We start from the raw sequence: 13,667 nt of genomic DNA on the forward strand, positions 1-13,667 counted from the left end.
AAGCGGTTTTTTCATGCGGCAGCGAAAAGCCACCGCATACCCCTACTTGCAAGGGGCGAGCGGTGGCTCGGCGCGTGTGGTCTAGCGGAAGTTCGCAATCGGGCCGAAGATGGCGTCAATCTGCGGTGCGAAGAACAGAAGAATCAGGCTACCGAGGCCAAGCACACCGAGCAGTGCCGCGAGGATTCCACCCGCGTTCACCGAGCTGCCCTGCTTGTCCTGCTTCGCAGCGCCAACCGAGACTGGCATCGAGACATCGGTTCCAGCGTCTGTGGTGATTTGCAGCGTCTGCTCGCCGGTAATGCCTGCCGGCAGGTCGATGGTGACGGTGGCACGGCCCTGCTCACCCAGCCCCTTGTCCGCGTCGGTGACGGCGTTATCAACGTCAGCGGTCGCAGTCGCGTCACCGATCTTGACGGTGACCTTCTCCGCCTTCGGCTCGCCCTCGGAGGAGTAGCTCAAAGAGGTCAGCTGGATCTGGTTCGCACCAGACTTCAGGCCACCTTCCGGCAGAACCACGCCGACGTCCTTCTGGCCTTTGCGAACCTTGGCTTCGCCGCTCTTGAGGTAGTCGACGAATGCCTGCAGGTCGTTGTAGCCGACATCGTTGCGATTCTTCACCTGGGACTTGTCGATGAAGTCATCGCCGCCTTCAAGCAGGAAGGAGGACGCTGCAACGGTGTAGTCCTTCTCCGGGTCGAGGTTCTCGCCGTTGATGGTGACGTTGAGGATGCGCTCGCCGCGGAGTGCCTGCGGGTTGTAGGTGTACGACACGTTGTCGGACAGGCCCATGTCCAAACGCGGGCGGCCGGAGGACGCAGTCTTCTCCTCGGTTTGCCACTGGTTCTCCAGCATCTCCTTGATGGTCGCACCGGACAGGGTTGCCAGCGAAATGTCGTTGCCGAACGGCTGGACGGTGAAGGCATCCTTGTAGGACACCTCGCCCGCCGAGAGGTCGGCGCGAACGCCACCGGCGTTCATGATGCCGAAGTCAATGTCCTGGTTGAGGAATTTGCCAAGAGCGGCAACCGCAGACTGAGCGATCATGTTGTTTGCGGTGGACTCGGTACCGCGGTTCGAACCCGGGTCGCCACCTGGGTTGGAGCCGCGCTTGTAATCGGCGTCAATCGTTGCGACAACCTCAGCACCGAGGACGTCAGCCTGCTTCTTCGCCTCGTCGACAATCGCGGCGACCTTCTCATCCGGCTTGATGTCGAGGGTGGCCAGGCTCGTCGCGTCGTGCTGCTCAACGGAGTTGATGGTGAACTCGCCGGTGGACTTGTTGTAGGAGAAGTCCAAGTCGGTCACCGTCTTGCCGTACTCCCACGACTGGGCGTAGGGGACGTCCGCTTCGGTGTCTAGCGCCAGCACGTGGGAATCGCCGCCGAAGAGGAAGTCGACGTACTCGCTGTCCAGCTTCGGCGCGCGCTCGGCGGCGTCGTCGTGGATGAGCGCAATGACAACGTCAGCCTTCTTGTCGTCCTTGAGCTTCTTCGCCTCAATGTTGACCCACTCAGCGGAGTCCTTGATGTCAACGTCGGCAACATTCGCCGGGCTCGACTTGGCGACCGTGAGGTTCGAGGTGGTGCCAATGAGCGCAACCTTGACGCCGTCAACCTCAACGACCTCGTACGGTTTCACGTCGCGCTCACCGTTGTCCTTGCGGAAGATGTTGGCGCCGAGCTGTTTGTTCTTGGTGCCTGGGTTAATGCGATCGACCAGATCCTTGTAACCCTGGTCGAACTCGTGGTTGCCGACGGCGGTGCCGTTGGTACCGATCGCGTTGACGAACTCCATCGTGTGCTTGTCGTCCGAGATCGCCGAGACAAACGCGGAGCCACCCTGGTTGTCGCCAGAGTTGGTCACCAGCGTGTTCGGGTTCTCTTTGCGGATGTAGTTGATGATGCCGGCGACGTTCGCCGCGCCCATCTCATCACCCTGCTTCGGCGTGACGGCCTTGGTTTCTTTGTTCTTGGTGAGGTTTGCCTCGAGACGACCGTGGAAATCGGTGATGTTGGCGACGCGAATGTTGACGACGTTGCCGTTCTCGTCGGCGATTGCGACGGTGGTGCCGGAAAGCACCAGAGCGGTGGTAGCGGTTGCAGCAATCAGGCTGCCTGCGCGACGGAAGTTGAACACGTGAAGCTCCTAGTGAGGTGGAAACAAGTTCATCCGCCTTTGTATCCACAATCACGCCACTGTGCAGGTCATTATGAGGTGCTCCACAGCTTACGCTGGCTCGCTAACCTGCCCGTTACTAAGAATTCATTTTGCATCCACTCAGCGTTGCGCAAGACGTCACCTCAAAGAGGGTGCAGCGGTTACGACATGACGCGATAAATGTCGAAAACCCCTTCGACGTTTCGAATCTGGTTCATGATCTGGCCGAGTTGTTTCGTGTCAGACACTTCGAGGGTCACCCGGACGGTAGCGATCCGGTCCTCGCTTGCGTGCGATGACAACGAAATGATCGGCAACTTCTGCTCCGCGAGAACGCTCGTCATTTCGGCAAGGAGCCCGTTGCGGTCAAGCGCCTCAACTTCGAGGGTCGCGATGGAGGCGCTGCCAGCACCCGAGGCGTTAGCCCAGGCGACGTCGATAAGCCTTTCTGGCTCCTCTTTGAGCTTGGTGGCATTGGTGCAGTCCGCGCGGTGCACCGACACTCCCCCGCCTCGGGTGACAAAACCGAAGATCTCGTCCCCCGGTACGGGCTGGCAGCATTTCGCGAGCTTGGCCATAACGTCGGGGCTGCCCTGGACGAGGATGCCTGGGCCGTCGTGACGCGACGCTTGGTGGACGAGGTCGGCGATGGGTGTGCGGGCGGCGAGTGCTGCCACGGCGTCGTCCTCGTTGCCGAACATCTCGACGAGCAACTTGCTCACATGCTGGGCGGACACGTTGCCTGCGCCGATTGCGGTGTAGAGCGCGTCGACGTCCGGGTAGTGGAGCTGGGTGGCCACCCGGCGCATCGATTCCGCCGTGAAGAGGCGGTGCATGGGCAGCCCACCGCGCTGAACCTCGGCGGCGAGCGCGTCGCGGCCAGCCTCGAGGTGCTCCTCGCGGCGCTCCTTGGCAAACCACTGGCGGATCTTCGACTTCGCACGAGGCGAGACGACGAAGTCCTGCCAATCGCGCGATGGGCCGGCGTTCTGGTCCTTCGAGGTGAAGATTTCGATGCGGTCGCCCGATTTGAGCTCGGACTCGAGCGCCACGAGCTTGCCGTTGACCTTCGCGCCGATGCAACGGTGCCCCACCTCCGTGTGCACGGCATAGGCGAAGTCCACCGGGGTCGAACCCGCCGGCAGGTTCACCACATCACCCTTTGGAGTGAAGACGAAGATCTGCTGGCTGGTGAGGTCGTAGCGCAGCGAGTCGAGGAACTCGTTGGGGTCTGCTGCTTCCTTCTGCCAGTCGAGCAACTGGCGCATCCAGGCCATCTGGTCAACCTCGGCCTGATCGCCCTTGTGCGAGCCCTTGGTTTCCTTGTAGCGCCAGTGGGCAGCCACGCCGTACTCGGCGTTGTAGTGCATCTCGTGGGTGCGCACCTGCACCTCGAGGGGGCGACCGGTGTCCGTCATCACCGTCGTGTGCAGCGACTGGTACACCCCGAAGCGCGGGTTGGAAACGTAGTCCTTGAAACGCCCCGGCATCGGTGAGTAGAGCGCGTGCACCACACCGATTGCGGCGTAGCAGTCGTGCACACTGTCCACGAGCACGCGGATGCCAACCAGGTCGAAGATCTCGTTAAAGTCGTGGCCGCGCACCACCATCTTCTGGTAGATCGACCAGTAGTGCTTGGGTCGCCCCATGACTTCAGCGTTAATGCCGTTTGCGCGCAGCTCAGCTTGCAACTCGGTTGTGATCTCGTTGAGCGCCCGGTCCCTGGAAGGTGCGCGGTCCGCGACAAGGCGGACGATCTCTTCATACTTCTTCGGATACAGAATCGCGAACGCGAGGTCTTCGAGTTCCCACTTCACACTCGCCATGCCGAGGCGGTGCGCGAGCGGCGCGATCACGTCGAGCGTCTCTCGAGCCTTCTTCGCTTGCTTCTCCGGTGGGAGGAAGCGCATCGTGCGCATGTTGTGCAAGCGGTCCGCCACCTTGATCACCAGCACACGCGGATCCTCCGACATGGCCACGATCATCTTGCGGATAGTCTCCGCCTCCGCAGCTGCACCGAGGGCGACCTTGTCCAGCTTGGTCACGCCATCAACCAAGCGCGCGACCTCGGGTCCGAATTCTTCGGTGAGCTGCTCGAGGCCATACTCGGTGTCCTCGACAGTGTCGTGCAGCAGCGCCGCGACCAGCGTCGTGGTGTCCATGCCAAGCTCACCGCAAATAGTCGCCACCGCGAGCGGGTGCGTGATGTAGGGATCCCCGGACTTGCGGTATACGCCCTCGTGAAGTCGCTCGGCGGTCTCGTAAGCGCGGTTGAGCTGTTCCGCGTCGGCCTTGGGGTGGTACCGGCGGTGGATCGACAGCAGTGGATCCAGCACCGGGTTGGTTTTCGCGCGCCCGCCTCCGGTCAGCGATCGGGCAAGGCGCGCGGAGACGCTGCGCACGCTCGGTCCTGACCGCTTGGCTGGTTTGTCGTGCGTCACCGCGGGCCTCCGATCAAGCGTGATGATTCAGCGCGTAGAAACAGTAATACTACTGTGCCCCCGCGCGTTACTGGTCGAGCACCCTGAGCTTGCCGTCGGCAAGCTTCTCACGACCTCCCAGCCCCTCAACCTCCAGCACCACGACATAGCCCGAGACAATCCCACCCGCGCGCTCGATCAGATCCGTCGCGGCAACGAGGGTGCCGCCGGTGGCCAGCACATCATCCACCAGCACGACCCGCTTGCCCTCAAGGTCCATGCCGTTGGCGGGGATCTCCAGTGCCGCGGTGCTGTACTCGGTCGAGTACTCCTGGGTGATCACCGGCGGCGGCAGCTTCCCCTTCTTGCGAATGGCCAAGATGCCCAGCCCCATCTCGTAGGCCACGGCAGATCCCAAAAGGAACCCGCGCGCGTCAAGGCCGCCGATAACGTCTGCGCCGAGTTCCTCGCTCACCCGAGCCATCTCGGCAACGACAACGTGGAGCGCGTCAGGATCTGCAAGCACCGGGGTGAGGTCTTCGAACAGCACACCCTCTTCGGGGAAGTCCGGCACGCGCCGGATCTTTTGCTTAAGGGCCTGTTTTGCGGAGGAGTATTTGGGCTCGGTCAGAGGCATGGAAGTGACGTCCTTTTGCAGGCGAATGGGGTTACTTGGGCTCAGTGGATTCTTCGGGCGCTTCAGCGCCGGGGTCGAGATACCAACGGTTCATGTTCCAGCCGATGCCAGACAGGCCCGTATATGGCACTACGTTACTCACGTTCCGATCGATCGCGAACGTCGCCGGTTGCGCCGCCAGCGGCAGAGACGGCAGCTCCTGCCACAGCGTCTTCTCCTGAGCGCGCAGCAACCCGATCTCTTGGCTCCGGTTCGTGGTAGCTGGATACTCGCGCATGGGATCGATCGCGTGCAGGATCACGTCGACTTCGCCCTCGGTCCAGATCTCTTGGCCCCACTCCCCGTATTCGATTCGGGGCAGATCGGCGAGGGTCTTCCCGTCACCCGTGACGTCGATAATGGTGATGCCTGCCGGTTCACATGACTGCCTGATGGATTCAACCATGGCTGCGTAACGCTCGTTCGGGTACGCATACCCGATGCGCACCTCCGTGCCCGCGAGCTCGCTGGCACGGGAAATATCGACGTCGAGATTCGGCCCAGCCTCACCCATCAGGCGCTTCGCCAGCGGATCTCCGTGCTGCACGATGTGCAGCGGCGTGACGGGGACCTCGATTCCTGCAACCGATGACGACGCCTCGGCGACGCGTCGCGGATCAACGCACTTCGACAGCGCTTGCCGGTTCGCCGGCTGCGACCAGGTCCCCACCTCGGGGAACATAAGCGCCTCAGTCAACTCTCCCACCATGGTCTCAACGGTGAGCCGGTTGATCTCAGCATTCGGGTCGTACCAGTCCGGCGTGAGGTCGCGCAGGTCACCCACGACTAGCCCGCCAGTTTCAGCCAGGTGCGCCGAATCCGCCGAACCCGGCCAGACAACCAGCTCAGGCTCCTGCGGCGCGTCCCCGTAATAGAATTCATTCGCCCGCAGCACCACCTCGCCCTGCTCACCCACCCTGGCCACCGCGTACGGCCCGAAGGACACCTGCAGCTCAGGGTTGAAGTTTCGCAGGTCGAACCCTTCGCGCCACACCTGAGCAATCGGTTGCAGGTCGGTCAGGTTCTCAGAGAGTAAGTCTTGGTGCAGCTCATCAAGGGGGATTTGCAGTTGCTTAGCGACGGCATGCGCTGGCAGCACAGTGCCCGCCTCGAACAACCCACGCCACCGCGCTCCCCTCCCTTCCTTGAAGATCAAGGTGAAGTCTTTGCTCCCGGGGGCGCAGGTGAGTTTGGCGGTGTCCTCAAACAGCGGCATGTGGGAGCCGAAGATCCCCGGGTTCGTCCCGGCAGTGAACGCGAGGAGGTAATCCGAACAGGTAACGGGAGTGCCGTCAGAGAACACGGCGCTGTCAGAGAGCGTGTAGTTGACGCGGCGAACCGGCCCAGGGATCTCCTGCATCCGGACCAGGTCGGTGTTCGGGATCATCTGCCCCTGCGGTCCGGGTACGTAGACACCCGGATAGAGACTGCCGGAGAGGGCCTGCGCCGCAGTGGAGACGCCTTCCAACGACCCAGCGTTTGTTGTCCGCAGCTCACTCGCAACTTGGTAACCGAAAGCAGGGTGTTCTTCGTCCGCATCTTCCTGGTTGTCAGGTTGCGTGCATGCGGAGGCGAAGGCGACCGAGGCAGCGGCGATCGCCCTAAGGATTCGCTTCATGCGAAGCGAACGGGAGTGACGGGTCACGCAATCACGCTCCTTACCGCGCGTTCGGCCTCCACGTGGCGGTGCCGGTACCCTCGCGGGGTGCAATCTCATCGTTCGAATCAGCGACGTGGTACGCCGCTGGGGTGGTTACGGTGCGCTTCGTCGCCTCCACCTCGTCGTCGCCGACCAGCTCGCTGCCCTGGCCATCGCGGTAGGCGGCGACCTGCTCGTTGTGGCGCCGGTACTTCTTCTGACGCTCAACCAGGCTAACCAGCAGCGGGGTAGCCAAGAAGAGCGAGGAGAAGATGCCCTCGATCACGCCGATGAGCTGAATCAAAGCGAGGTCGCGCAGCGTACCCACGCCGAGCATCCACACTGCGACGATCATCAGCGCGATGATCGGCAGGGCGGAAATCACCGACGTCGAGATGGAACGCATCACCGTCTGGTTCAGCGCCAGGTTGGCTTCCTCGGCGTAGGTGGAGCGGCGCGATTCGAGCACACCCGAGGTGTTCTCCTTCACCTTGTCGAACACGATGACCGTGTCGTAGATGGAGAAGGTCAACACTGTGAGCAGACCGATGATCATCGCCGGGGTGACCTCGAGGCCGAACAGTGCGTAGATGCCCATAATCACGACACCGTCAACCAGCAGTGCGACCATCGCGGCGACAGCCATTTCGCGCTGCAGGCGCAGGGCCACGTACACCGCAGCAGCGATGAGGAAGGCGGCCATTGCGAGCAGCATGCGCTGCGTGATGGTGTCGCCCCAGGATTCGGAAACGGTGGAGTCACCGATGGCATCGGGGCTCGGCACGCCCTCCTGATCCAGCGGCTGGTGCTTATCGAAGATTGACTGGCGCGCCTGATCGATTTGCTCCTGAGTGAGGTGCTGGGAGTTGATCTCCAGGGTGCGCGCGTCGCCGGCGCCCACGATCTGGGTCAGTTCCGGCGTGACACCCGTCGCGTCGATGAAGGTTTCCTCAACCTGCTCTGCAACCAGGTCGCCGGCCGGCATCGACATCTTTGTACCGCCCTCAAAGTCGATGCCGAGGTTGAACCCACGCAGGAGCATCGCCACGATGGAAATCGCGACAAACGCCAGCGTGATCAGGTACCAAATCTTGCGACGTCCGACGAAGTCGATGGCGCCTTCGCGGGTGTAGATGCGTTCCCAGCCACGGACGTCGCCCGCGACGTCATCGGAAGCTACCGGTGCGGCTGGAGCAGAAATCTTTGTGCTCGACATGGTGCTACTTCTCCTCCTCCGCGTCCGCAGAAGCGGGCGCGCTCGGCGACGTCACGGTGCGTTTGGTCGATCCGGAAGTGTGAACGGGGGCAAGCTCGTTTTCTGCGTCGACGCGGGATTCGGTCGCGGACTCAGCGTCAGCGCGCACGGCTGCCGGCTCCGCCGAGCGGCTGGAGCGTCGGTTCCGGTCTCCCACGGCGAATGCCTTGGTCATGCCGTTGACCGACGGCTTGGACCAGAACCCGCTGCGCGAAGCCACAACGAGCAGCGGAGCGGTGATCAGGAAGGTCACCAAAAGGTCGAAGACGGTGGTCAGCCCCATGGTGAAGGCGAAGCCCTTCACGTCGCCAACGGCGAGGAAGTAAATGATCACCGCGCCGATGAGCGTCACCATGTTGCCTGTCACGATCGTGTCCTTCGCTCGGTCCCAGCCGGAAGCCGTGGCGGAGCGGAACGTCTTGCCCTTGCGCACCTCGTCCTTGATGCGCTCGTAGATCACGACGAAGGAGTCGGCGGTGGTACCGATACCGATAACCAGACCGGCGATGCCGGACAGGTCAAGCGAGTACCCGATCCAGCGGCCCAGAAGCACCAGGGCACCGTAGACCAGCAGGCCCGCAGCGAACAGTGTGAACAGCGAGATCAGGCCGTAGAGGCGGTAGTAGGCGAAGACGAAGATGGCTACCAACAGCAAGCCGACCAAGCCGGCGTAAATGCCCGCCTGCAGCGAGGCCAGACCCAGAGACGGCGGCACGGTGATCGCGGTGCCACCCGGCTCGCCGTTCTCACCGGCGAAGGACAGCGGCAGCGCACCGTAGCGCAGGTTGTTCGCCAGTGCCTCGGCTTCCTCCTGCGTGAACTGGCCGGTGATCGACGTTGCCGAACCCACCGGGGTCGCACCCTGGATTACCGGTGCGGAGATCACCTGAGAGTCCAGGGTGATCGCGATCTGCTGGCCAATCATCTCGCTGGTGAGCGTGGCCCACGTCTGCGAGCCGTTGTGCTCGCCGTTCTGGCTGAATGCGAAGCTGATCTCCATCTGGCTGGTTTGCAGGTTCGGACCACCAGTGATCGGGCGACCCGTGTCAATCTGCTGGCCGGTCAGGCGCGGGCCTGCTGGATCCTCGACGCCTGCGAGCAACGGCACCTCGTCGAGAAGCAATGTCTGGCCGGTGGAGGGATCGCAGGCGACGAGCGGCAGCGTCTCGTCGTCAGTGCCGGCGAGCGGATCGGTCGGCTGGTCCAGGCAGCGCTCGGCGAGCAGCACGAACGAAGCGAACTGCTGGGTGGGATCCGTGGACTGGCGGGTCTCGCGCAGCATGTCGGTCGTATCCTGGCGGCGCTGGGACGCCTCGACCGGGCCGGTCGGGTCAGGCAGCGGAGAAGCCGTCACCTTCGGCGCGTCCACCTCGGGCGCCGCGTCGGCTTCGGCCTCAGCAGCCTCGCCCTCAGCAGCAACCTCGCCCTCGGCGCCCTCAGCGTTCTCCAGCGCTTCCTCCTGCTGGGCCTGCATCTCAAAGACCTGGTCAATCGCGGTCTGCGCCTGCTCCTGCGTCAGCACACCGTACTCCACCCAGGAGTTGGCGGTGCTCAGGATGACCTCTTCCATCTTCTCGAAGTCCGGCATCGGCAGGTTCAGCACCGGGCGGAACAGCAGCTGCGAGGTCTGGCCGATGTTGCGGATCTCCGAGGTGTCATCGCCGGCCGCGGTGATCACCAGAGTGTTGCCGTCTACCACGACCGAAGCGCCGGAAACACCCATGCCGTTCACACGGTTTTCCAGAATGTTGCGCGCGTCCTCGAGCTGCTCCCGGGTCGGCTCCGCACCCTGCGGGACCAGGGTTACGCGGGTGCCGCCCTGCAGGTCAATGCCCAGCTTGGGAGACGCAGCGCGATCCCCGGTAAAGAATACGAGGGAATACACGCCAATCACTATGAGCGCGAAAAGCGCCATAGCGCGCACCGGCCATTGGCGCGACGCTTCCCTGGATCGCCGAGTGCTTGTTGACACTGAGCTTTCTCCTTGAATTTGCGAACTGAATCTCTACGCCCCGCGCACGCTGGCGTGCACGATCGGGGCATGCACATCGGAACATGCTACGGCATGCGCCCGAAAAGTCTTAAGCCCGGCCACCGTGTCCGGCGAGCTCGGGCCATTGCTTATCGACGGTTGCGCCGTACCCCCTACCGCGATTCTTCAACTTTCTTCATTACCCCTCCAGTGTCCATCGTCACTACCACGCCAGGTGCAATCTCGACCTCAATCGCTTCGCCGGTATTGGCCACCACGGTGCCGTGCAGCCCAGAGACGGTAATAATGCGGTCGCCGGATGCAATCGACGCCCGCATCTGCGAAACCTCCTGCGCGCGCTTGCGCTGACTGCGCATGAGCAACATCGGCGGGACGAGGAAGAGTAGCAGGATAACGAGGAGCGGAAGGGCTTCCATCACGGTTCCTTTCAGTTCGCGAACAGATCGATCTGGCCTGGGGCATCCGGCGGCGGGGTCATGCCTAAGTGGTGCCACGCCGCGGCGGTGGCGACGCGGCCGCGGCCGGTGCGCGACATCAGCCCCGCGCGCACGAGGTAGGGCTCGCAGACTTCCTCGACAGTGCCGGGTTCTTCACCCACAGCGATTGCCAACGTGTTCACGCCGACCGGCCCACCGCCGTGGCCCCGAATCAATGAGTCCAGCACCGCACGGTCCAAGCGGTCGAGGCCGAGTTCATCGACGTCGAACACTGCGAGCGCGGCGCGCGCGGAGTCCAGATCAACGTGCCCGTCGCCGTTCACGTCGGCCCAGTCGCGCACGCGCCTCAGCAGGCGGTTGGCAATACGCGGGGTGCCGCGGGAGCGGGAGGCGATCTCCACCGCGGCGTCGTCGTCGATGTTCACGCCCAGAATCGTCGCCGCGCGCGTGACCACCTTGGTCAGGTCGTCGGTGTCGTAGAACTCCATCTGCGCGGTGAACCCGAAGCGGTCGCGCAGAGGCCCGGTGAGCATACCGGCACGCGTCGTTGCTCCCACGAGCGTAAACGGCGGGATCTCCAACGGGATCGAGGTCGCACCTGGGCCTTTGCCCACGATCACGTCGATGCGGAAATCCTCCATCGCCATGTACAGCATTTCCTCGGCCGGGCGCGCGATGCGGTGGATCTCATCGATGAAAAGCACATCGCCTTCCATCAGGTTCGACAGCATCGCGGCCAGATCACCGGCGCGCTCCAGCGCAGGACCCGAGGTCATCCGCAGCGAGGTGCCGAGCTCTTGGGCGATGATCATCGCCATCGTCGTCTTGCCCAGTCCGGGCGGGCCGGAAAGCAGAATGTGGTCGGGCGTGACGCCGCGGCGTTTCGCACCGGTCAGAACCAGCCCGAGCTGCTCGCGCACTTTCGGCTGGCCGATGAACTCGGTGAGCGACTTGGGGCGAAGCGTCTTCTCTACGTCGCGCTCGTCCGGTTGCGCTTCGACGCTGACCACGGAGTCGTCGTCAAGCGAAAAGCCCTCAGGGAGCGTGAACTCGGTCTTTTCAACATCCGACATGTGCCCGAGCCTACTTCGTGCCCAACTGCGTCAACGCCGCGCGAAGCAGCGCCGATGTGGCCTCGTCCGGGTTTTCGGCAACAAGCTTATCGACGACCGGGCGCGCCACCTTCTCCCCAAATCCGAGTCCCACCAGCGCCTCAATCACCTGCTCGGCCGCGAAGGACGCACCGGCCGGAGCTGCAGGCGCGCTCGCGGTTGCATCGGCGGCGACCACGTAGAGGCCTTCGAGCTTGTCCTTGAGCTCGAGAACGATGCGGTCTGCCATCTTCTTGCCCACGCCCGGGATAGACTGCACGGCCTTGGCGTCGGAGGCGGAGATTCGCGCGGCAAGCTCACCCGGCTCGAACACGGCGAGTGCGGCGAGCGCCAGCTTCGGACCGAGCCCGGTGACAGTCTGGAGCTTGTGGAACATGGTGCGCTCGTCGGCATCGCCGAAACCGTAAAGCGTCACGCCGTCATCTTTGACCACCATGGAGGTGAGCACCCGTCGGTTCTCTCCGCGGGTGAGCCGCCCGAGCGTCGGCGGGGTTGCGAGGAAGCGGTAGCCGACACCCGCGCATTCGATCACCGCGTGGTCGAGGCCGATGGAGAGCACTTCGCCGTTGAGGGAGTCAATCATGCCGTGGCGGTCCTTTCATGAGCGCGGGTGGTGCGGGCGATCAGCGGGGCGCGCCAGCAGTGGCACACTGCGATAGCGAGCGCGTCCGCGGCGTCGGCGGGCTTCGGGGCTTCGCTCAGCCCCAGGATGCGGGTGATCATGTTGGTCATCTGCTTCTTGTCCGCGCGGCCGTTGCCGGATATCGCCTTCTTCACCTCTGACGGGGTGTATTGGTACACCGGGATCCCGCGCTCTGCGGCCGCCAGCACCATCACGCCGAAAGCGTGGGCTGTGTGCATGACGGTGGAGACGTTGCCGCGCTCGAAGATTCGCTCCATGGCCACCATGTCAGGACGGTACTCATCCATCCATTCCCCGACTGCTGCCGAGAGGCGCAGGAGACGCTCGGGCAGTTCCGCTGTGGAGGGCGTGCGCACCACGCCGACGGCCACCGGCAGGATCTGGCGGCCGCGGCCGGCCTGAACCACGGACAGCCCGCAGCGGGTCAGCCCCGGGTCGATCCCCATGACACGGAGCCCTTCAAGAGTAGTCACACACATGTTCTACCACAGGGCTCCAACGCGGCCAGGCGGCGCGCCTGCCGCGTTGCGCAGCGGGTGCGACTAGTCGTCGAGCTGCTCGGCGACCTCGTCGGAGATGCTCATGTTGGTGTAGACGTTCTGCACGTCGTCAGACTCTTCGAGCGCATCGATGAGGCGCATCATCTTCTTCGCGCCATCAACATCGAGCTCAACTTCGACATCTGCGCGGAACTCCTGCTCGGAATCCTCCACCTCGATGTCCTCTGCTGCGAGGGCTTCCTTGACCGCCGGAAGGTCCGTCGGCTGGCAGATGATCTCGAACTCCTCGCCGAGGTCGTTGACCTCTTCGGCGCCGGCGTCGAGCACGGCCATGAGGACATCGTCCTCGCTCAGCTCGCCCTTTTGGATGGTGACCACGCCGGTGCGCTCGAACATGTAGCCGACGGAGCCGGACTCGCCGAGGTTGCCGCCGTTCTTGGTCATCGCGGTGCGCACCTCGGTTGCGGCACGGTTGCGGTTATCCGTCAGGCACTCGATGAGCACGGCCACACCGTTGGCGCCGTAGCCCTCATACATCACGGTCTCCCAGTTGGAGCCGCCCGCGATCTCGCCGGAGCCGCGCTTGCGGGCGCGCTCGATGTTGTCGCCCGGCACGGAGGCCTTCTTGGCCTTCTTGATCATGTCGTCCAGGGTCGGGTTGCCAGCCGGATCGCCACCACCGGTGCGGGCGGCGACCTCAATATCCTTGATCAACTTCGCCCACAGTTTGGAACGCTTCGCGTCGTTCGCGGCCTTTTTGTGCTTGGTAGTAGCCCACTTTGAGTGGCCAGCCATCTCGCACCCCTCTTCTTCGTTGAACGTTATTCGCCGT

At 63.5% G+C, this 13,667-nt stretch carries 11 protein-coding genes; all 11 read right to left on the minus strand.

From position 1 onward, the window contains the following. Positions 1–81: 81 nt before the first annotated feature. Positions 82–2,139: a bifunctional metallophosphatase/5'-nucleotidase gene (locus tag CGLAU_RS06950; RefSeq protein ID WP_095660063.1), complete on the minus strand. Its 2,058-nt coding sequence runs from the start codon at positions 2,137–2,139 to the stop codon at positions 82–84. Between the two features lie 182 nt (positions 2,140–2,321). After that, positions 2,322–4,601 carry a RelA/SpoT family protein gene (locus CGLAU_RS06955; protein WP_095660064.1) on the minus strand — a complete coding sequence of 760 codons (2,280 nt, stop codon included), beginning with the start codon at positions 4,599–4,601 and terminating at the stop codon, positions 2,322–2,324. 67 nt (positions 4,602–4,668) lie between these two features. Further along, complete coding sequence (locus CGLAU_RS06960; protein ID WP_095660065.1) at positions 4,669–5,217, minus strand: adenine phosphoribosyltransferase; 549 nt, start codon at positions 5,215–5,217, stop codon at positions 4,669–4,671. Positions 5,218–5,248: 31 nt separating this feature from the next. Beyond that, the gene (locus CGLAU_RS06965; RefSeq protein ID WP_232507067.1) at positions 5,249–6,901 is read right to left on the minus strand and encodes an ABC transporter substrate-binding protein; all 1,653 of its coding nucleotides are present in this window, start codon (positions 6,899–6,901) and stop codon (positions 5,249–5,251) included. 13 nt (positions 6,902–6,914) lie between these two features. After that, positions 6,915–8,111 (minus strand): protein translocase subunit SecF, encoded by a 1,197-nt coding sequence (secF, locus tag CGLAU_RS06970; RefSeq protein WP_095660066.1) that lies wholly within the window; start codon positions 8,109–8,111, stop codon positions 6,915–6,917. 4 nt (positions 8,112–8,115) lie between these two features. Then, complete coding sequence (gene secD, locus CGLAU_RS06975; RefSeq protein WP_415877119.1) at positions 8,116–10,122, minus strand: protein translocase subunit SecD; 2,007 nt, start codon at positions 10,120–10,122, stop codon at positions 8,116–8,118. Positions 10,123–10,295: 173 nt separating this feature from the next. Continuing rightward, entirely contained in the window at positions 10,296–10,559 is a 264-nt protein-coding gene (gene yajC / locus CGLAU_RS06980) for a preprotein translocase subunit YajC (RefSeq protein WP_095660068.1), read from the minus strand. A gap of 11 nt (positions 10,560–10,570) precedes the next feature. Next, on the minus strand, positions 10,571–11,653 hold the full coding sequence (ruvB, locus tag CGLAU_RS06985) for a Holliday junction branch migration DNA helicase RuvB (protein WP_095660069.1): 1,083 nt from the start codon (positions 11,651–11,653) through the stop codon (positions 10,571–10,573). 10 nt (positions 11,654–11,663) lie between these two features. Then, positions 11,664–12,275, minus strand: coding sequence for a Holliday junction branch migration protein RuvA (gene ruvA, locus CGLAU_RS06990; RefSeq protein ID WP_095660070.1), 612 nt, complete (start codon positions 12,273–12,275; stop codon positions 11,664–11,666). Continuing rightward, positions 12,272–12,814 (minus strand): crossover junction endodeoxyribonuclease RuvC, encoded by a 543-nt coding sequence (gene ruvC, locus CGLAU_RS06995; RefSeq protein ID WP_198304854.1) that lies wholly within the window; start codon positions 12,812–12,814, stop codon positions 12,272–12,274. Before ruvC ends, ruvA begins: the two co-directional genes overlap by 4 nt. A gap of 63 nt (positions 12,815–12,877) precedes the next feature. Continuing rightward, entirely contained in the window at positions 12,878–13,630 is a 753-nt protein-coding gene (locus CGLAU_RS07000; RefSeq protein ID WP_095660072.1) for a YebC/PmpR family DNA-binding transcriptional regulator, read from the minus strand. Positions 13,631–13,667 lie beyond the last annotated feature (37 nt).

Source organism: Corynebacterium glaucum (genome assembly GCF_002287505.1).
Lineage (GTDB): Bacteria > Actinomycetota > Actinomycetes > Mycobacteriales > Mycobacteriaceae > Corynebacterium > Corynebacterium glaucum.

Coding starts and splice junctions, on each gene's coding strand:
- ruvB (WP_095660069.1), bottom strand. CDS start 11,653: ATGTCGGATGTTGAAAAGACCGAGTTCACGCTCCCTGAGGGCTTTTCG.
- ruvC (WP_198304854.1), bottom strand. CDS start 12,814: ATGTGTGTGACTACTCTTGAAGGGCTCCGTGTCATGGGGATCGACCCG.
- yajC (WP_095660068.1), bottom strand. CDS start 10,559: ATGGAAGCCCTTCCGCTCCTCGTTATCCTGCTACTCTTCCTCGTCCCG.
- ruvA (WP_095660070.1), bottom strand. CDS start 12,275: ATGATTGACTCCCTCAACGGCGAAGTGCTCTCCATCGGCCTCGACCAC.
- CGLAU_RS06960 (WP_095660065.1), bottom strand. CDS start 5,217: ATGCCTCTGACCGAGCCCAAATACTCCTCCGCAAAACAGGCCCTTAAG.
- CGLAU_RS07000 (WP_095660072.1), bottom strand. CDS start 13,630: ATGGCTGGCCACTCAAAGTGGGCTACTACCAAGCACAAAAAGGCCGCG.
- secF (WP_095660066.1), bottom strand. CDS start 8,111: ATGTCGAGCACAAAGATTTCTGCTCCAGCCGCACCGGTAGCTTCCGAT.